21 protein-coding genes and 1 pseudogene are annotated in these 17,122 nt (G+C 43.2%); 13 read left to right on the top strand and 9 right to left on the bottom strand.

Annotation, left to right across the window (positions count from 1 at the left end; all coding sequences use genetic code 11):
* The first annotated feature begins 53 nt into the window (after window positions 1-53).
* The 6 genes from RS881_RS27195 to RS881_RS27170 all read left to right on the top strand — a co-directional run bounded on the left by RS881_RS27195 (window position 54) and on the right by RS881_RS27170 (window position 3,979).
* Window positions 54-650 carry a hypothetical protein gene (locus RS881_RS27195; protein ID WP_315823980.1) on the top strand — a complete coding sequence of 199 codons (597 nt, stop codon included), beginning with the start codon at window positions 54-56 and terminating at the stop codon, window positions 648-650.
* Between the two features lie 273 nt (window positions 651-923).
* Complete coding sequence (locus RS881_RS27190; RefSeq protein ID WP_315823979.1) at window positions 924-1,193, top strand: hypothetical protein; 270 nt, start codon at window positions 924-926, stop codon at window positions 1,191-1,193.
* Window positions 1,169-1,639: an AAA family ATPase gene (locus tag RS881_RS27185; RefSeq protein ID WP_315823978.1), complete on the top strand. Its 471-nt coding sequence runs from the start codon at window positions 1,169-1,171 to the stop codon at window positions 1,637-1,639. The genes RS881_RS27190 and RS881_RS27185 overlap by 25 nt, the downstream gene beginning before the upstream one ends.
* A 1,345-nt stretch (window positions 1,640-2,984) precedes the next feature.
* Complete coding sequence (locus RS881_RS27180) at window positions 2,985-3,572, top strand: SDR family NAD(P)-dependent oxidoreductase (RefSeq protein WP_315823977.1); 588 nt, start codon at window positions 2,985-2,987, stop codon at window positions 3,570-3,572.
* A gap of 97 nt (window positions 3,573-3,669) precedes the next feature.
* Window positions 3,670-3,777 (top strand): hypothetical protein, encoded by a 108-nt coding sequence (locus tag RS881_RS27175; RefSeq protein WP_315823976.1) that lies wholly within the window; start codon window positions 3,670-3,672, stop codon window positions 3,775-3,777.
* A gap of 61 nt (window positions 3,778-3,838) precedes the next feature.
* A complete protein-coding gene (locus RS881_RS27170; RefSeq protein WP_315823975.1) occupies window positions 3,839-3,979 on the top strand; it encodes an NUDIX hydrolase in 141 nt (46 codons plus the stop codon).
* 122 nt (window positions 3,980-4,101) lie between these two features.
* On the opposite strand, the gene RS881_RS27165 is transcribed toward RS881_RS27170, so the two are convergent.
* The 3 genes from RS881_RS27165 to RS881_RS27155 are packed head-to-tail and all read right to left on the bottom strand — an operon-like array spanning window position 4,102 to window position 4,769.
* The gene (locus RS881_RS27165) at window positions 4,102-4,332 is read right to left on the bottom strand and encodes a hypothetical protein (protein WP_315823974.1); all 231 of its coding nucleotides are present in this window, start codon (window positions 4,330-4,332) and stop codon (window positions 4,102-4,104) included.
* Window positions 4,316-4,564: a hypothetical protein gene (locus RS881_RS27160; protein WP_315823973.1), complete on the bottom strand. Its 249-nt coding sequence runs from the start codon at window positions 4,562-4,564 to the stop codon at window positions 4,316-4,318. Before RS881_RS27160 ends, RS881_RS27165 begins: the two co-directional genes overlap by 17 nt.
* Window positions 4,548-4,769, bottom strand: coding sequence for a hypothetical protein (locus RS881_RS27155; RefSeq protein WP_315823972.1), 222 nt, complete (start codon window positions 4,767-4,769; stop codon window positions 4,548-4,550). Before RS881_RS27155 ends, RS881_RS27160 begins: the two co-directional genes overlap by 17 nt.
* A 433-nt stretch (window positions 4,770-5,202) precedes the next feature.
* Here RS881_RS27155 and RS881_RS27150 point away from each other — a divergent pair, with 433 nt between their 5' ends.
* The 6 genes and pseudogenes from RS881_RS27150 to RS881_RS27125 all read left to right on the top strand — a co-directional run bounded on the left by RS881_RS27150 (window position 5,203) and on the right by RS881_RS27125 (window position 8,058).
* Window positions 5,203-6,060 (top strand): chromate resistance protein ChrB domain-containing protein, encoded by an 858-nt coding sequence (locus RS881_RS27150; RefSeq protein WP_315823971.1) that lies wholly within the window; start codon window positions 5,203-5,205, stop codon window positions 6,058-6,060.
* Between the two features lie 82 nt (window positions 6,061-6,142).
* The gene (gene chrA, locus RS881_RS27145) at window positions 6,143-6,598 is read left to right on the top strand and encodes a chromate efflux transporter (protein ID WP_315823970.1); all 456 of its coding nucleotides are present in this window, start codon (window positions 6,143-6,145) and stop codon (window positions 6,596-6,598) included.
* Between the two features lie 41 nt (window positions 6,599-6,639).
* Window positions 6,640-6,855: a hypothetical protein gene (locus RS881_RS27140; RefSeq protein WP_315823969.1), complete on the top strand. Its 216-nt coding sequence runs from the start codon at window positions 6,640-6,642 to the stop codon at window positions 6,853-6,855.
* The gene (gene chrA, locus RS881_RS27135) at window positions 6,831-7,283 is read left to right on the top strand and encodes a chromate efflux transporter (protein WP_315823968.1); all 453 of its coding nucleotides are present in this window, start codon (window positions 6,831-6,833) and stop codon (window positions 7,281-7,283) included. Before RS881_RS27140 ends, chrA (RS881_RS27135) begins: the two co-directional genes overlap by 25 nt.
* 20 nt (window positions 7,284-7,303) lie before the next feature.
* Window positions 7,304-7,743 (top strand): annotated as a pseudogene (locus RS881_RS27130) (DUF1259 domain-containing protein); the annotation flags it as partial.
* Window positions 7,735-8,058: a DUF1259 domain-containing protein gene (locus tag RS881_RS27125; RefSeq protein ID WP_350340254.1), complete on the top strand. Its 324-nt coding sequence runs from the start codon at window positions 7,735-7,737 to the stop codon at window positions 8,056-8,058. The pseudogene RS881_RS27130 and the gene RS881_RS27125, both read left to right, overlap by 9 nt.
* A 696-nt stretch (window positions 8,059-8,754) precedes the next feature.
* On the opposite strand, the gene RS881_RS27120 is transcribed toward RS881_RS27125, so the two are convergent.
* From RS881_RS27120 to RS881_RS27095, 6 genes are all read right to left on the bottom strand, one after another.
* Entirely contained in the window at window positions 8,755-9,318 is a 564-nt protein-coding gene (locus RS881_RS27120) for a Wadjet anti-phage system protein JetD domain-containing protein (protein ID WP_315823965.1), read from the bottom strand.
* Between the two features lie 124 nt (window positions 9,319-9,442).
* On the bottom strand, window positions 9,443-9,883 hold the full coding sequence (locus tag RS881_RS27115; RefSeq protein WP_315823964.1) for a DUF3322 domain-containing protein: 441 nt from the start codon (window positions 9,881-9,883) through the stop codon (window positions 9,443-9,445).
* Window positions 9,884-9,924: 41 nt separating this feature from the next.
* Window positions 9,925-10,860 carry an SbcC/MukB-like Walker B domain-containing protein gene (locus tag RS881_RS27110; protein ID WP_315823963.1) on the bottom strand — a complete coding sequence of 312 codons (936 nt, stop codon included), beginning with the start codon at window positions 10,858-10,860 and terminating at the stop codon, window positions 9,925-9,927.
* A gap of 145 nt (window positions 10,861-11,005) precedes the next feature.
* Window positions 11,006-13,330, bottom strand: coding sequence for an ATP-binding protein (locus RS881_RS27105; protein ID WP_315823962.1), 2,325 nt, complete (start codon window positions 13,328-13,330; stop codon window positions 11,006-11,008).
* An 8-nt stretch (window positions 13,331-13,338) separates the two neighbouring features.
* Window positions 13,339-13,650, bottom strand: a complete 312-nt coding sequence (locus RS881_RS27100) for a DUF4194 domain-containing protein (protein WP_315824633.1) — start codon at window positions 13,648-13,650, stop codon at window positions 13,339-13,341.
* A 258-nt stretch (window positions 13,651-13,908) separates the two neighbouring features.
* Complete coding sequence (locus tag RS881_RS27095; RefSeq protein ID WP_315823961.1) at window positions 13,909-15,336, bottom strand: DUF3375 domain-containing protein; 1,428 nt, start codon at window positions 15,334-15,336, stop codon at window positions 13,909-13,911.
* Between the two features lie 488 nt (window positions 15,337-15,824).
* Between RS881_RS27095 and RS881_RS27090 the strand changes: the two genes are divergently transcribed.
* Window positions 15,825-16,394 (top strand): dihydrofolate reductase family protein, encoded by a 570-nt coding sequence (locus RS881_RS27090; RefSeq protein WP_315823960.1) that lies wholly within the window; start codon window positions 15,825-15,827, stop codon window positions 16,392-16,394.
* The last annotated feature ends 728 nt before the right edge of the window (window positions 16,395-17,122 follow it).

Raw genomic sequence — 17,122 nt, 5'->3', positions numbered from 1 at the left:
TCTTGCGGGAGGCGCCCTTTTATAGTTGATGATCGCTCACAAAATCTATCATAATGAAACAGTCAAAAGTTATGCATTTCTGGACCTGGTTCAGACGCAACCAGCACCATTACCTGAATTACGAAGCGCTGATACCAGCAGCGAAGGCCTACTGGATGGCCGAACTGCAAACACATGCGGCGGCTTACCACCGTTTCCTGGTGCCGTTCCTGTATGGTAGCCAGGATGGTCACAAAAGGCGTTGCAAACTGGTGATCTCGGCTTTAGGGCGCAGCAAGTCATTCAAGGCGGCAGACAGGTTGATCAACAAAGCGCCCAAACTGGCCACCTGGGAGCTGGTGGCGCTGATGCCCGCCACGGGTCCGGAGGAGGGTATGGCAGAGGAGTTGGAAACTGCCGGGCTGGGGGCAGACTCCTTTTGGTTTGATGTGCGGGAGACGCCGCAATTCCGGCAGTCATTCTATGTATTTGTTAACACCCGCCTGGGGTATACCCGCAACATGGAAGACCTGGCCCGGCAGGTCTTGTTCAATGTGCTGGGGAGCGGGTTTACGGGGAGTGCATCGATTATGTGCGGATCGTTTTATTTCCGGACGTACTACCCGAAAACATGGCTTTCCTGGCTCCCCTGGAAGAACTGCCAGGCATAATGAACATACGCGATCTATCGGGTATGGCAGTGGGAAAGGATGGCGGACTGAGGGTGAGGTGGTGAGTACAATTCAGTAGCCAGCTGGCCCTGCATTTCTATGCGGGGCATTTTTTAGGGACAGGGCTTATAGTTTTCAATCTATTGATAATCAGGGAGGTCTATTTTGGGGGCGCTTTGGATCCTGCTATCCCCGTCCAAAATCGCCTTTTTTACTACTTTTGGCTGGGTATAGAAATCTATATCCGTCCATTTTGTATAAAATTTACCTGTTTTGGCTGACAATAAAATAGTAGGGCGAAAGGAAGAACAGAAGATCCTGCAGTCCCGGTTGAACACTCCTGAAGCTGAATTGATCGCACTTTACGGGCGTCGACGAGTTGGTAAAACCTATTTGATCCGTACTTATTATAAGGAGTTCATTGCTTTTGAGTTTACGGGCGCTCAAAAGCCAGTTACAAAAGTCAATTGGAAAATTTTAGGCTTGCCCTCCAAAGTGCCACCCAAAGTACTATCCCGTTGGCCAATCCAGCTACCTGGTTAGAAGCTTTTAGCATGCTAACAACTTATATGCTGAATTTGCCGCCAGACAAACCTGCTGTATTTTTCTTTGACGAATTTCCATGGATAGAAACACATAAATCCGGCTTTTTAAAGGTTTTTGATCATTGGTGGAATACACAGGCATCTAAATTGTCGCATGTAAAAGTGGTCATTTGTGGGTCAGCGGCTTCCTGGATGATAGATAAAATTCTGAATGATAAGGGCGGGTTACATAATCGTGTTACACAAACGATCAGGCTTATGCCGTTCAATCTTGGTGAAACTGAAGCGTATCTACAGAGTCGCGGTGTGGTGTTGGAAAAGTATGGCATATTACAACTGTATATGGCGATGGGCGGAATTCCCCATTACTTAAGAAATATAAATGCCGGTGAAAGCCCCGCTCAAATAATTGACCGTCTCTTTTTACTAAAGATGGGCAGTTAAAAAATGAGTTCAAAAACTTATATGCGGCGCTTTTACCAATGCGGAACAGCACGAACAGGTAATCCGGATTTTAGCGATCAAACCTGGTGGGCTGACAAGAAATGAAATTATTAAAGCGTGCGGATTTACAACAGGTGGATCAACCAGCAATATTCTGAACGAGCTAGCAGAATCTGGCTTTATTGCTGCTTACGTACCATTCAAAAGAATAAAAACGAAAGCATCTACAAACTTTCAGATGAGTATTCCCTTTTTACTTAAAATTTGTTGAACATTCAAGGGACACAGGCGCTGGCGTCTGGTTAAGGCAATACAATACCTCCACCTACGCTATATGGAGTGGGTCGGCATTTGAAACCGTATGTCTGAAGCACGAACTTCAAATAAAACGGGCGCTGGGCATTGAAGGTGTTTTGACCAATGCCTGTACCTTTCGGCATAAGTCTGGTAAAGGTGGGCAGGGTGCACAAATAGATCTGTTGCTTGACAGGCAGGATCACTGTATCAATATTTGTGAGATAAAATTTTCCAATGCAGTGTTTGTCATTGAAAAAAATATGCACAGGAATTAGATCAAAAATAGAAGTTTTTCGGAGCGAAACAAAGACCAGGAGTAATCTGTTTTTGACAATGATCACAACCTACGGAACCAAGATGAATGAGCATTATCTCGGGCGAGTTCAGGCTGAGGTTAATATGGAAGATCTATTTAATTAAGAAGGTTACACTTGCTGAGGGGAATGGGTTTCCGGGATGACGGCTTCAAGCTATCATACAGGCGTAAGCATTGTCAATACACACACCCAATGAGCCCCATTCCATGTAAAAACGCTCGTCGACCATTCATAAAGGCTGAAAAACTCCCCTTATAGATACCTTCACTTATACCCTTTGCCGTGACGACTCCGGTATCTCCATAAATTTTGATCCTGCTTTCCTCCATACTCATCTTCGAATGGATCAGGTCGCCTGAAATAACCGATCCCAGGAAATCAGTCCGGGTTGTAATTCCACTGCCTGTTCCCACGATCACCCAGTCGGGGACATATACCGCTCCATTTCCGGAATATCGTTACGGGCCAGCGCATCATCCCAATCTTGCATTGCTTTTAGGAGTGTTTCTTCTTTTTCCATGGTCGTAAATGTTAATGATGTAATGCATCTGATACGGGCTCAAAACTAGCAGGAGAGCAATCATTAGAATTGTAAAAAAGCGACAACCTTAGCTCACTACTATTAGTCACAGGAAAATCGCCTATTTTCGGGGATGTTGGACAGTGAACGTTATCGGATAATTTGCAATCGTAGTAATTATGAAAATGTATAACCTATAAACGATTTAAAAATGGATTTAAAACTCAATAATAAGACGGTGTTTGTTAGCGGCTCAACAGCCGGTATTGGTTTTGCCATTGCGCATAGATTTTTGCAGGAAGGTGCTATAGTTATTATTAATGGCAGAACAAAAGAGGGGGTTGATAAGGCCATAGACGAGTTAAAGTCATTGGTTAAGCAGGCAAGTGTATCAGGAATCGCTGCCGACTTTTCCAGGGTTGAAGAAGTCAACAAGTTAATCACAGAATTACCTGAGATAGATATATTGATCAATAATACAGGGATTTTCGAGCCAAAACCATTTGCTGAAATACCAGATGAAGATTGGTTTAGATTCTTTGAAGTAAACGTTATGAGCGGCATCCGGCTGTCACGACATTGTTTTCCTAAAATGCTTGCGAAAAACTGGGGCCGTATTATTTTCATATCAAGCGAATCTGCTGTATTTATTCCGGAAGAAATGATTCATTATGGAATGACAAAGACTGCGCAAATTGCAGTGAGCAGAGGATTGGCAGAACTAACGAAAGGTACCAATGTGACTGTAAATTCTATTTTGCCCGGTCCTACCAGGTCTAAAGGTGTTGGAGGCTTTTAGAAGATCTTTCAAAAGCAAGTAATAAATCTATACGTGAGGTCGAAGAAGACTTTTTAAAAATATACGTCCGACATCGCTCCTGCAGCGCTTTGCCAGTGTGGAAGAGATTGCGGATACCACTGTTTATTTCTCCAGCCCATTGGCTTCTGCTACAAATGGAGCATCCATAAGAGTGGAAGGCGGATTGATAAAGTCAATTTTATAGTTCTTGCAAAAGGTGTCATTAAACGTACCCAACCGGAGTGATTGTAAAAATGACCTGTTATATGGCAGACTTTATGGGGGAATTAAAAGCAGCCGCTGAAATTGAAGAAATCAAATGGCTGCAATATTCAGATAGGGACAAGGTTTCAGCAGTAGATAAATTGATCTTTGGTTTCTTAAAAGAAAAGGGTATGTTGGATTAGCCAGGGGGCATGGGGTTTCATATTATAGGTAAAAATCAGGCGTTTGCCTTTCTAAGGTACTCGGAACAGGACAAGCTCTATGGCCTAATTGCTTTTAACGAATTTCAGGAATGTCAAAGTGATTAATCACCCGATGTTAATTTTTCAATATCATCTAAATCTTTATGGCGTCCTGCTGCTTTTTTAGCCTGAATCAGGTTGTCTAAATGCAAAAAGCGAATCATTAATTGGTTTTCGTTGAAAATCTGGGCATGAGAAAAAGCATCGTCGAATTGTACGCCTTTGAGCTCGGTTATTATATCGATACTTACCGGTGGTCTTCCATAGGAAAATACATCAGTTTTTTTTTGCATCCAAAAACTTTTCCTCCGTCATATCGAACAGTGGAAGGCGAAACTCAGCAAATGCATGAGTAAGTTTAGAATAATTGTCTTGGGTTCTTTTTACCCATATATCCATATCGCCAGTAACTCTCCTGTAACCGTGCAGAATAACAGCATAACCACCAACCAAAATATACTCAACATTATGGTTGTTCATTGCCTGAATAAAATCCCTGAAGTCATCGTTAAAAATATTCCCCATTATTTTTTTGTTTCCGGCTTGAAAAATGGGTTCTATCCAGTTTGGGCTGATCGGTCATTGAAAAGCCATAAGCCTGGGCGATAAGATAATAGGCTTGACGTAAACGTTCAGAATAGGAGATACTCTTTTCAAACACATTGGCTTTATCTGCTTCGTTAAAAGTCAGCATTCTGAATGCGGTTCTATCAAATCTATAATCTGACATAAATACAATTTGACAGTAAATGTACAAATCAGGAGAGACAGTACCTATTAGGGAAATGCTAAATAAGAAATACTTTGTAAACTAATAGCCTACAAAGCGTTGTGCCAAGAACAAAAAAGAACACCTGATCAGGGTATAACCAATTGTGAAATTCGCATATCAGATATGTGTCGTAAATATTTGATAGTGAATGCTGTATAATTTTTTGAACTTTTACCTGTCTGGGTAAATAGGCTAATCCCGATTAAACCGCAACCTTTTTTACGCATTATTTTGTATGTGTATTACCAGTGCATGGTGCTTATTGTTGTGCCGGGATAAGTAGATTTTGTATACGATCAACAACCAGGCAGGTGATCTATATTTGCTCCTATGCCCTCCACCGACGGGACGAAACCCTCACCATCAATTTAACCAACAACGGGCACTGACTATGAAGTGGATTACACGAGAACACCCCAAAATCGACCGCATTGCCTGCCCCTGGCTGATCAGGCGCTTTATTGATAAAAATGCCGAGATCATTTTTATGCCATTCGACCAGGTGATCAGCAAAGCGAAGGAATTAAAGGCGATTCCATTTGATCTGCCGGATGTAGAATACACACACTATGGGGACCACTGTACTTTTGACTACCTGATCAAAAAACATCACATCACCGATGAAGCAGTATTGGCTATGGCCCCCATTGTGCGCGGAGCAGATACTGATCGCCATGAAATAGCAGTCCAGGCTTCCGGCTTATGGGCAATCTCCGCAGGTCTTGCTTACAATCACAAGGATGACTATGAACTGCTGGAAAAAGGCATGCTTATCTATGACGCATTATACAGTTGGGCCAAACACTTACAAAAGGTGAAACATACGCAGCAGCCATTTGAAAACTTGCTACTCGGTGTGTTGCAAAAGTTTTTGAAAAGCAAAGCAGGCGCCGGAAAACGTATACCAGCCTGGGCGAAGGAACTTAAGGAACTCATACAAGACCATATCGACACGAACCTGAGCCTGAAAGAAATTTCCAAAAACCTTGATATTAACCCCTCCTATTTGTCCCGTGAATTTTCAAAGCATTTCGACAACTTATCCTTTGGAGATTACATACGAAAACAGCGCATTGAAAAAGCAAAGGAACTCATGGCGACTGCATCGTACTCCCTAACGGATATTGCCTACTTAACTGGTTTTTCCGACCAAAGCCATTTTACAAGGATATTTAAGACCCATATGGGCGTCAGCCCCTCCGGGTACCGGAAAAAAGTAAGAAAAAGTAAATTCCGTTCTAAAACGTAATTTCTATTCTATTTTCAGAAAGGCTGGTTTCATAAAATTGCGGTTTGATCATACCTGGATTGATCAACCAAAAGCAGTGCAAATGAGCCAGATAACCTATACTTTACGCCAGATGGTCTTATACTTCCTGAAACTTGGCACCATTGGTTTTGGTGGTCCGGTGGCCCTGGTAGGCTATATGCACCGCGACCTCGTCGAAAAAAGAAAGTGGATAGCTGAAGATGATTATAAGGAGGGACTGGCCCTCGCTCAACTCGCACCGGGACCTCTGGCCGCTCAATTGGCCATCTACATGGGATATGTCCACTACCGGACTTGGGGAGCGACATTAGCAGGTATTGCATTTGTCATACCATCTTTTCTCATGGTTATTAGCCTGGGATGGGTATATGTACTGGCTGGTGGCCTTCCGTGGATGCAGGCAGTATTTTATGGCATCGGCGCTGCCGTTATTGGTATTATTGTGGTCAGCAGCTATAAACTAAGCAAAAAAGCCTCGGAAAGGATTGGCTGCTTTGGGTTATTGCGGTCATTGTAGCCGTAGTCACTTTTATTACCGGGAGGGAAATGCTGTGGCTGGTGCTAGCTGCCGGAGTGATCGTGTGGCTGTATAAAGTGCCTCCCTCTTCAAAGCGATCACTGAACAGCAATTTCCTGATACCTGTCTTACTGCAGGTCATTAACAACGACTGGACAAATGAGAAGATCAATCAAATAGGCTGGTTCTTTTTAAGGCTGGTGCATTTGTATTTGGGAGCGGCCTGGCCATTGTGCCCTTTCTTTATGGCGGAGTAGTGAAGGAATACGGCTGGTTAACCGAGCAACAATTCCTCGATGCAGTAGCGGTGGCAATGATCACACCCGGGCCGGTCGTTATTACGGTAGGGTTTATTGGGTACCTGGTGGCTGGCTTCCCCGGAGCCAGCGTAGCTGCCCTGGCAACATTTTTGCCCTGCTATCTTTTTACCATACTCCCGGCTCCTTACTTTAAGAAGTACGGCAAGCATCCCGGTATCAAAGCCTTTGTTGACGGTGTAACGGCTGCCGCCATTGGAGCTATCATAGGAGCTGTTTGCGTATTAACGAAACGGCAGCTAACCGATGTAATAGCTGTTTTGATTGCTGTTACAACGGCGGCTCTGTTGTTCCGCTTTAAGAAAATTCAGGAACCTTTCATTATATTAGTGGCTGCTATTGCCGGCCTGCTCGTCAAAAGTCTTTGATCATACCAAATACTACATTTATGAAGTTACCAGCATTATTGTTGTCAGGACTGATTGTTCATGCCGTCTCCTGCTCCAGCCCTGTCCTCAACGATACCGCAACCACCACGGAAGCAAAGAAAGATACGATCTCCTGTCCGCCCGGTAGTAGCAAACTGAATATTCAGACAATAGAACAAGTGACCGGTATGAAAGGAGTTGAGAAGAACGGAGAATATAAGATCACAGTTCCCCAGCATGATTTGCATGTTACAGTAGATGGGTTTAAGATCATTCCGCCGATGGGTCTGGGAAGCTGGGCCGCTTTTACCCCTGTGCTGACACCGCAATGGTGATGGGCGACATCATCATTACAGAAAACGACCTCAAACCAGTTCAGCAGGAAGTGATCCGGCAAGGATTCAAAATAACAGCCATTCACAACCATTTTGTGCGCAATCATCCCAATGTAATGTACATGCACATTGATAAGGCGGGCGTTGTGCAAGACCTTGCAAAAGGTGTGAAAGCTATATTTGATAAGGTGAAAGAATCCCGTGGACAAGACCCCAAAGCAGTACCGGCAGACAGTGTTCTGAACACCCTTAACATAGCAGCCCTCGATTCTGTCATTGGCTATAAGGGTGAATTGAGCAAAGGCGTTTATAAGTATACTATAGGCCGTCCGGATATTCAGTTGCGCGAACACGGCATTCCTGTTAGCACATTTATGGGCTTCAATACCTGGGCTGCCTGGCAGGGTACACCAGAAAGGGCGGCTGTAGCATCTGCTTAAATTATAGTCCAACTGCATATCAAGCATAAAGGGCACAACTCATTAAATATATCTTCCTTGTTAAAATGCTAAAACAGTGCGCCATTCTTGAAAAATGGAAGCGTCTTCATAAATTATTTCTACATTTAATCATTCTATAACCGGAACCCAGCGAGAGAAATAACCCTTTTTATGAAATCCCTTACTGTACCCTTTCTTACTTTAATTTTGTTGTTGAGTTTCACTTCATTTGATACTTATTCCCAGTCGGTTGATAAAAAAACACTTCATGAAATTGACTTCAGCAAAGTCAATACAAAACAATTTGTCAGCTATCATCCACGCAGCCCGGGTAAGTTTATCTGTTTAACCTGTTGGCGGTGCTGCAGACAATAGCACCTACCGTCAGGCAGGACGGCCAGGAAGAGGCGGCTCTTATGGGCCGCCAGTATTGATTTATGATGCCAATCACAACATGTATCACCTAAAACCAAAGATTATTAAGGCAGAGCAATGAGCTTATTCAGATTAGCATAAAACCTGACTTATAGCGCATTCTTCCTCTGTCCACTCTACCGGTTCTTGCGTTTGCTGAACTCCCTCTTTTCTGTATTTTTTTATATGACAGCACTCCAAAGAGACTCCATTGCACATTTTGGCGCTAAGGTGAATTAACAGGGTATGATCGAACAAAGGATCGGATTGACATTCGTCCAATCATATATTGATCCCTAACTGAGAAAAAGCAACTTCAACATATTCCTGTGGAATCTTTTCCTGTTCCAGCCTGTTGTTTTGTATTGATTTAAGGGTTTGGTACAATGCTGCTTCATCCTCATTCAGGAGACTTAGTTTATCCGGCTTGTTTCGTTCGCCTATACTACTAAATTCCCGAAACCGGTCGAATGTTTTGTTATCCATCATCACACTTTTGACTTGTGCGTAGTAGCTACGTAACTGGTGAAGAATCTGGAAGCCATGTTCATCAATATCCCCCCAGTAATAAATTTGTTTGTCTTTCAGCCACCGGGCATTTTTAAGATAACTAAGCTTGAAACCACCGCCACTCCAAATGGCTATAGCGGATGGCACTGGAGGAAGGGTCAGGAAATTCATCTTATTCTCCGTGATCACCACATTTACGTTATTCCATGCTCCTTTTTCAAAATCCGACAGGCGGATACTGTAGTCCATTATATTATTAACTAAAGCCAGGTTTTCATCCAGCATCCTTGTCCGGATCAATGGTTCATCCCTTTGAAGGAAATACCTATCAGCCATTTTTTTCTGACCTCTATCCCGGATATGATCCGGAATAAGAAAATCCAACAGGGATTGGATCAACGCTTCGTTGTTCTCAATAAACTTTGTGTGAACCAGGATTGGTAATTGCCTGATATAAAGATCAGGTCTTGATTGAAATAAAGTATTTACAGACGGCTATAATGCCAGTCCAATCCCTGCCAGGTAAAGTAAGATGTAAGGGATTTTCGAGAATCCAGGCCTTCAGTTGAGGAAGTGCTTTTATCAGCAATTCATAATTCCGGTTAAACAGCTGCCATTCTGATTTTTTCCTGGTGAAATGAAGATAGTCTTCAGCAGTTTCAAATGCAATGCTCTCTGGCAGTTGGTGATTGCCTGTACGCCGGAAGTTCTTTTCCGTTGTTTTCACCAGGTAGCCCAATCCGGTTTCATTTTTTGCGTGCTTATACAAGACAGCTACTTCTTCCTGCAGCAAATCGAATCTCCCGGTAATATCCGCTGCCTTTGCTTTACCGATACGGTCTATCTCTTTAGGAAAAACCGATCGCCGGTTATTATGCTTTGCAGGAAAGGTTTCCACCATTTCAGGGCCTGTTGGCTGATTTCTTCCGGACTTATCATTTTTTATTGTGGTGATGTGGAAATATGCTGAAAAAGGTTGTTATGTTTCGCCTTTTCCTGCTCGTATTCTTCCTTGGTAAAGTTGCTGACCTGGGAATTGTTACCGTCCTTATTGCTGACAAAATGGAAGGAATTCACATGTCCTTCGATGATATGCAACTTTTGCAAGGGAGTAACGATCAGTAATTGCAGGTTTAGTTTATTGAACAACTCCAGCCCATACCGGGTACTTTCATCGCTTCCCCTCCCAAAAGCCTCGTCAATGACCACAAAACGAAAGCTACGACTCTTGACCTCTCCAAACTGCAAACCGAACTGGTAAGCCAGTGCGCTGGCTAAAATAGTATAGGCCAATTTTTCTTTTTGCCCTCCGCTCTTGCCGCCGGAACCTTCATAAAATTCTTTCTCGGAATCATCTGCCAGAAACCGCTCACTGGCATTGAATTCAAACCACTGGCGTACGTCAGTGACAGTATTCGTCCATTCGCGGTTGCTGTTCTCTGCGCTGGCAAACCGGTCCAGAATTTGTTTTACCTGTTCATACTTTTCTTCGGTGTACAGCTCGTTGTTGCTGCTGAATGAATGCATATAACATTTTTTCAACTCTTCCTTGAACAGCCTCACTTCCTTATTGGGAGTAGCGTCCATCAGGATGGTGATATAGGTTTCCTGGGTGGCATTATAAACGATCTCGCGAAGATGCTGGTTAATAGTCTTTATCTTTTGCCGGATATCCTTTTCATGCTTTTCCAACTGGTTATCGAATACGGCAATGCTGTGAATGGTATGTTTATTCAGTTCTTCCTTGAATCGTTCTTCGTGCCGTTTCAGGTCCTCTGTAACAAGCCGTTCGAACTTCTTTATATATTCCACCCTGGCATCTATGTTTTCAGGTATTTCGCTGTATTCTGCTTTGGAATGTTCTTTAATTTCACGCATCTTACTTTCTATCCGGGAGCGTAGGGTGCTATGACGGTAACGAAGTTTTTCAGTTCTCCCGTATCTCCCTCAAACAGCTTTCTGAACTTTTCCTGTTGGCTATCGACCGAAGTAAGCCGTAGATTATTGCCGGTCAGTTTTGATGCTATAAGGGGATAATAGATTTCTTTTTTGAGTGATCTGCCTGAGCGATGGTTTCATCTGCCCGCTGAATTTCTTTTTCGTAATGCTCAATATCCTTTTTAAACCCTCCTATTTCCTGGTTCTTTGCTGTTTCCTGTTGGACTAATTCATTAAGCAAAGCGATAACTTCATTTCTTTTTTGAGTCAGCAAGGAAAGGACGTCATTGTTGTGCAGCAGTTCATGCCTTTCCTTTTCAAGCAGATGGATCTGTTCCAGATGAAAGGTCCAGTCGATACGGCTATAGTCGGTAATGCTGAGCAGCAAGGTAATCTGTTGCCGGAGATCGGCATTTTTCTGCTGTTCCGCCTCTATAGAGGTTCTCAGTGATCGTTGTTGAAGAATTTGGTCATTCAGGTTGGCAATTGTTTCTTCCAAAGCTTTGATCTTAGAGGCATTGCTCCAACCAAGTACATAATTGCGCTTATCATTAATATCTCTTCTATCATCCTTTGTGTGGCGGATCTTACCACTTTTGATCAATCCTTGTCGAGTGACGCCGTAAGAAACATTGGGGAGTTGGCTGACATCAACACAAATAAAATCACCAAAGGTTCTTTGCAGGTAGCTATCCAACCAGGTTTTAAACGGAGAATCGGGCTTGATCTCCAGTTTGTATACAATACTGCCGTTGTCCAATTGCTTTTTATAACCAAAGGAGCCATCGGGATCGGCTTCCAGGTAGGTAAGCTTGATACCCTTTCCATCTCCCCCTCTTACCGGATTGTCGTTCACATATTTGCTCACACTCCGGTAATGCTGTTTGGGGACGAGTAAGCTAATACCCATATCGTGCAGCAGTTTTTCAATGGCGCCTTCCCAGGATTTTTCTGATTCACTTACCTGTAACAATTCACCGGCAAAGGGAAGTTCTTCTTCCCCGATAGCAAGGTCAGCACAAAGCTGTGACCTGAAACTGATATACTTTCCAGGGATTTGGGTTTTCCTTTCCATCAAGGAAGCAAGCTCTTCTTCTTCTACCTTCAAGATGTTCTCATTTCTCCGGAGCTCGCTCATCAGGTCATCCCGCTGATACCGAAGTGTTTCCTCACGGTTGGTACAATCCGTATGTAAGGATCTCGCTTTATGGATGTTGGTCTGAAAATCAAGGATGCTACCTGGAGAGGACAGGCCACAGAACCGGGCCAGCTTTTCATAATCCCCAAAGTCTGTTTTCTTAAGCTTCTTGTCCTTTTCATGTTGGGTGATCTCCATGGTAATTTGTTCCAGCCTTTTTCCCCCATTATTGGCAATATCCTGCAATAGCCCCATCTTCTTATTTTCCAACATTTCCCGTTCAACTGCCAGTTTTTGCTGGATGATAACTGCGAGATCCCACTCTTCTTTTGACGAATTTATAGCCTCTGTTAATAATTTCTTTTTCTGTTCAGCAAACCAGGCTGGTATCACTTCCAACATGAACTCAATGTTTTCAATTTCCCTGCCCGCATCCCCAAACTCTACAGCTGCTTCTGTTAACGGTTTCAGGATATGGAATTGTTCTCTCGCATGGACAACGGCGGCATGTGCTTTGTTGAGATCATCGAACCGCTTCAGCAGGGTAGCGATCTGCTCCTTTACATCAGTCCGTTCCAGCATTTGATCACGAACAAAGTCTGTCAGGCTGCTTACCGATTTCATGGAAACCGTCTGGTAAAACAAGTCGATAGCCTTATCGCTGTTCATGCCAAAAAGCCGCCTGAAATGATCGCTATACTGACTGAAATTGTCGTTGTACAACTGGATCCCTTCTGTTTGGCGTAATCTTTTCCGGAGGTCATTGATATCGGTGAAGCCATTGAAGTGACGTGTAATGGTCAGTGGCTTTGTACTGATGATGAGTAATTTCTCCACTTTCCCGTCATTGCCAATCCAGAACACCTGTGCCAGGCAGATATTTTCGCCGTATCCTTCATTGTAGAAATTCCCAATAACCACAGTATAGGTATTGTCATCCGGGCGCAAATAAACCCGCTTGGCGGTTTTGGTAATTTCCTCCTTTTCTTTCTTGTATTCTCCTTTTACATAACTAAGCAGGTTCCTTTCTTTTCCTTCTGCACCTGCGGCCTTGTTGAATACAATCTTATTGTGTGGAACCAGTAAACAGGTAAGGGCATCTACCAGCGTAGATTTGCCAGAACCGATATCTCCTGTCAGTAATGCATTATAGCCATCCGGTTCAATCTTCCAGCGAACCTTGTTGAAGGTTCCCCAGTTAAGTACTTCGAGGTATTGAAGCCGGAAACCGGCATTCGTGGAAGGCATTATATCAAAGACAAGTTGTTCCATGACTATTTTTAATCTGTAATGTTCTTCTCTGTTGCATAACGCTCCAATCTCCGGAGCATATCGTCGATCACACCGGCATTTACGAATCCCTTGATGATTCGATGTACCTCATAATTATGGACGTCGTCTTCCAGTTGCCTTAGAAAACCCATGTCGATCACCTTGTTGATGGTTGTCAGGATTTTGTCCTGTTGTTTGGCTTCATCAGAAGCAGGAGGCAGAAATGAACGGGTTCGCAGGATGATTTCCTGCCGGGAAATAATGGCACGTACAGATCCTCCCTGCGCATCCTGTTCCAGGAGATATTTGCGTAATACGATACAAAGGAGTGAAGTAAAGAAATTGAGTTGCCTTTTTCCGCCAGTTTCGGCAAGTCCGTTTCTTCTTCGTACTCTACTTGTTGTAAATAAGCATATCCCTCGCTTTTGTCAATATATACTTCAAGCCCTATGGAGGCAAAGTATTTTTCACTTCTGGTTCGTATTGAAGCAAATTTTCCCAGGCTGTCTTTTGATGGCTATATAGTATTCCCTTTAAAAGGATGATGAGGCTTAACGAATATCCAGCTGTCATATATATTACCTATTGAATATAATAAGAGGTGTTTTTAAGGAATAGGGATTTCCGTTACCCGTATTGGCAATATATACTTGCTCAGTTTCCTCGTTATTCACATAGTGTCTTCTATCACTTGTTGCGATCTGCATATACCCCAAAATTTCTGCTATTCCCTTTGTGGGTTGATAGTGGTCTACCAGTTCAGAAAGCGCTACCTGTGATTTTGCCCGGAGAAGAGCTTTGACGTTCTCCCGTAATTCATTCATATCCACGTAAAACTGGTCAAATAGCATATCGGTATCTGCATCGGCTTTACCTTCCTCAACAGCGTTTTCCATAAAGGATATCTTAACAGGAGGTGTAAACAATGGACGTTCCATCAGAAGAGAAGGACGGAACAGGCCATCAATTTCCATTAATATATCCTGCTGGTTTATCTTTTCCCTGTATTCCAGCAACAAATGTTCGATGGATTCAATACTTTTTAAAATATGCCTGCTCTCGGCAAGATTCTTTTGTTCCACGAACTTTCGCAGTTGTTCGATCAGGCCGTCATTACTTCTGTTCACCTTGTCGCCTGCATCTACCAGGTTGGTTTTGATCCTGTCGACGACCTGCTCTTGTTTTATTTGCCGGATAGCAGGAATTTCATTCAACTTAGTGATCAATCCCTCCAGTTCCTGCTGCATATTTTCGCTCATCAGGAATTCCCAAAAAGCTTTAAAGCTTTTGCCCTGGTCTGTGTTCCACAAATAATCCTGTTGCTCAAAAATAGTATCTAGCAAAGTTCCTTTAGCGAGGTTGCTTTTGATGATGGTTTGCCGGGTTTTTGTATCCAGCTCTCTAAAGTTTTCTTCCACTTGCCTGAAGTCGGACAATAACCGCCGGGCCGTTTCCTCTGCCAAAAAATAATCTTCTTTGAGTTGAGTTTCGGTAGGTTTAGTATAGTGACCTTTCTTTATTTGCTCAATCTCTTCCTCTATTTTTTTCTTTTCCTCCTGTAGCTGCTGGATCCTTTCATAGGGACCGGCTGTTCTGTTGACTATCTGTTGCAAAAGCGAAAAGAATTGCAATAAGCGGCTGTGAGTTCCGATAAATTGCTGTTTATTCAGATCTTCCAGCCATTTCATTGCATTTTCACTGGCCGGTGATAATTCATAAATGGGTTCGTCAGACGACTCGTAATAACGGCGTAAGTAGCCTTGCTGCGCCCATTTTTCAAGAAATCCTACAGGCGGCTTCCGCTGGTAGTCCAATATTCCTTGCCTTTCCAGGGCAAACAGAAAATCTCCCAGCAGGCTTGCGAGATCCGATTGGGTATAAGCGATTGCTTCCTGTTGTTTGAAAGCCAAATGAAAAAAGCTGGCCAACAAAGGAAAATGCTCAGCACGAAGAATTTGCAGGGTCTTGTCATTCCGGTACAAGACCATCGCTTTTTCAAAATTCATAGAAAATGGCAGGATTTAAGCACATCAATCCTTGCAAATTAGTAAAACTAAATATATTAGTAGTGTTTTATTAATTGTTTGAGGGTACGAGGATCATTCTACCATACCGGATTTTGTAATTTTTGCTGATATGCGTCAATATCCCATTGGTATACAGAGCTTAAAAAAATAAGAGAAGGCTACTACCTGTATGGAAAGAAAATCAGTGGAAATGGGAACAAAAGCATCCTGTTATCCTACCTTGCTGGTAAAAGGGTTAAAAAAAACAAAGGCAATACGAATTTGACCGGGTTAAAGTAACGCTAACAGAACTGGGTAGCTTTGATCTTAACAATCCTGTATCTGAAGCACTTTCAAATTTCAAAAATCTTACCCTGCTTATCTTGCAACCAAATGGTTGAATAACACCCGTATAATGTCGGAATCGCCCCCAGGTGGGTATTGGGTCTGCCCTACATTTGAGCAATCAATAAACAAAAAGCTTTAAAATGAGAAACATTAGAATATTCGAGCATGTCTCGCTGGATGGAGTTATTGAGCACGACAAAAACTACACGTACGGCGGATGGACAGCACCTTATCGCACCCCTGCGGGGATGGCTATGCTTCTCGAAGGTTACGGTACAGGGTTTGACATGCTGCTTGGCCGCAAGACCTACGATGAGTTTTTAGGATACTGGCCAAATGCCGGAGACTTTCCGATGGCCAACGCTATAAACGCCGCAACAAAATACATAGTCACCCACAGGCCTGAGAGTCTTGAATGGGGACCAGTAAAGAACCTGAGCAAGGACATCATAGAGGAGGTTCGCAACCTCAAGTCGACAGACGGCCCTGACCTGGTTCTTTGTGGAAGTATATCACTAACGTCTTTACTACTCGACGCAGGATTGACAGATGAGGTTACCCTGATCGTATACCCGGTATTACTGGGCAGGGGCAAACGCCTTCTTTCAGATAGTTTTGACGCACGCAAACTCGAATTTGTGAGAACAGCAAACACGCCAACAGGGGTGCTGCTCAATACTTACCGCCACCTGGGATCGCTGAAAAGCTGAGGATGCAAAGATTTCAACACCAGGGTCTCCGTAGAAAAGGCAGAAGCTTTTACGCGATCCCAATCCGATCCGTACCAAGCTGAACTATACAGTACCAGGGCAATCATGGGGCGGGAAGGCGGGTGAGAGGCGCCAGCCCCCTTCCATTTTGTGTAAAAATGGGCTGTTTTTGTGTTTAGTGCTATTAGCATACTCTATCTATAGGGAAGGTATACTGAAGCTATAGAGAAGCTATACTGAAGGGGTTGAGATTATTGATTACTCCGGGCTTTGTATATGCTTTACTGTTGTCTTCGGTACTTTTCTTCCCGTCCTAATCCTTTCTTTTCTTTTTCAGTAACACTGCAGGGCAAACGTACGACAAAGGCCATGCCATTTCCAAATGCCTTCTGACAGTTATCGAAATTTTCGTGCGAAACGATGCATAATGGTTGATTTTCTCAATCAAAATAACCAGAAACAAACGAAAATTGCGATATCGCTCATGCCAGATTTGGAAACGGGTATTTGCATGTTGTATGTTTGTCTCTGATTCATTGTTTATGCCTTTTTTGAATTCCTGGAATTACTCTATGGTCTCTTCGGTTTGTAACACCTCTGTGCAAACGTACAACACAGGATATGCCATTTCCAAATGTGTTGTTGTCGTTTCGGCTATTTTATGTCGAAAGTGCTATAAATCGACGTAATTGACGTCGATTTATAGCCGAAACAACATAAACCGGCAA

This window comes from Paraflavitalea speifideaquila, assembly GCF_032395985.1.
Lineage (GTDB): Bacteria > Bacteroidota > Bacteroidia > Chitinophagales > Chitinophagaceae > Paraflavitalea > Paraflavitalea speifideaquila.
Note: the sequence above shows the minus strand (reverse complement) of the source record. Positions and strands in the feature narration are given on the sequence as shown.

What these genes read in the sequence shown, in the direction of transcription:
- RS881_RS27195 (WP_315823980.1), top strand. Translation starts at nt 54, where the DNA reads ATGAAACAGTCAAAAGTTATGCATTTCTGGACCTGGTTCAGACGCAAC.
- RS881_RS27180 (WP_315823977.1), top strand. Translation starts at nt 2,985, where the DNA reads ATGGATTTAAAACTCAATAATAAGACGGTGTTTGTTAGCGGCTCAACA.
- RS881_RS27170 (WP_315823975.1), top strand. Translation starts at nt 3,839, where the DNA reads ATGGCAGACTTTATGGGGGAATTAAAAGCAGCCGCTGAAATTGAAGAA.
- RS881_RS27165 (WP_315823974.1), bottom strand. Translation starts at nt 4,332, where the DNA reads ATGCAAAAAAAAACTGATGTATTTTCCTATGGAAGACCACCGGTAAGT.
- RS881_RS27160 (WP_315823973.1), bottom strand. Translation starts at nt 4,564, where the DNA reads ATGGGGAATATTTTTAACGATGACTTCAGGGATTTTATTCAGGCAATG.
- RS881_RS27155 (WP_315823972.1), bottom strand. Translation starts at nt 4,769, where the DNA reads ATGTCAGATTATAGATTTGATAGAACCGCATTCAGAATGCTGACTTTT.
- RS881_RS27150 (WP_315823971.1), top strand. Translation starts at nt 5,203, where the DNA reads ATGAAGTGGATTACACGAGAACACCCCAAAATCGACCGCATTGCCTGC.
- chrA (WP_315823970.1), top strand. Translation starts at nt 6,143, where the DNA reads ATGAGCCAGATAACCTATACTTTACGCCAGATGGTCTTATACTTCCTG.
- RS881_RS27125 (WP_350340254.1), top strand. Translation starts at nt 7,735, where the DNA reads ATGTACATGCACATTGATAAGGCGGGCGTTGTGCAAGACCTTGCAAAA.
- RS881_RS27120 (WP_315823965.1), bottom strand. Translation starts at nt 9,318, where the DNA reads ATGGCTGATAGGTATTTCCTTCAAAGGGATGAACCATTGATCCGGACA.
- RS881_RS27115 (WP_315823964.1), bottom strand. Translation starts at nt 9,883, where the DNA reads ATGGTGGAAACCTTTCCTGCAAAGCATAATAACCGGCGATCGGTTTTT.
- RS881_RS27110 (WP_315823963.1), bottom strand. Translation starts at nt 10,860, where the DNA reads ATGCGTGAAATTAAAGAACATTCCAAAGCAGAATACAGCGAAATACCT.
- RS881_RS27105 (WP_315823962.1), bottom strand. Translation starts at nt 13,330, where the DNA reads ATGGAACAACTTGTCTTTGATATAATGCCTTCCACGAATGCCGGTTTC.
- RS881_RS27095 (WP_315823961.1), bottom strand. Translation starts at nt 15,336, where the DNA reads ATGAATTTTGAAAAAGCGATGGTCTTGTACCGGAATGACAAGACCCTG.
- RS881_RS27090 (WP_315823960.1), top strand. Translation starts at nt 15,825, where the DNA reads ATGAGAAACATTAGAATATTCGAGCATGTCTCGCTGGATGGAGTTATT.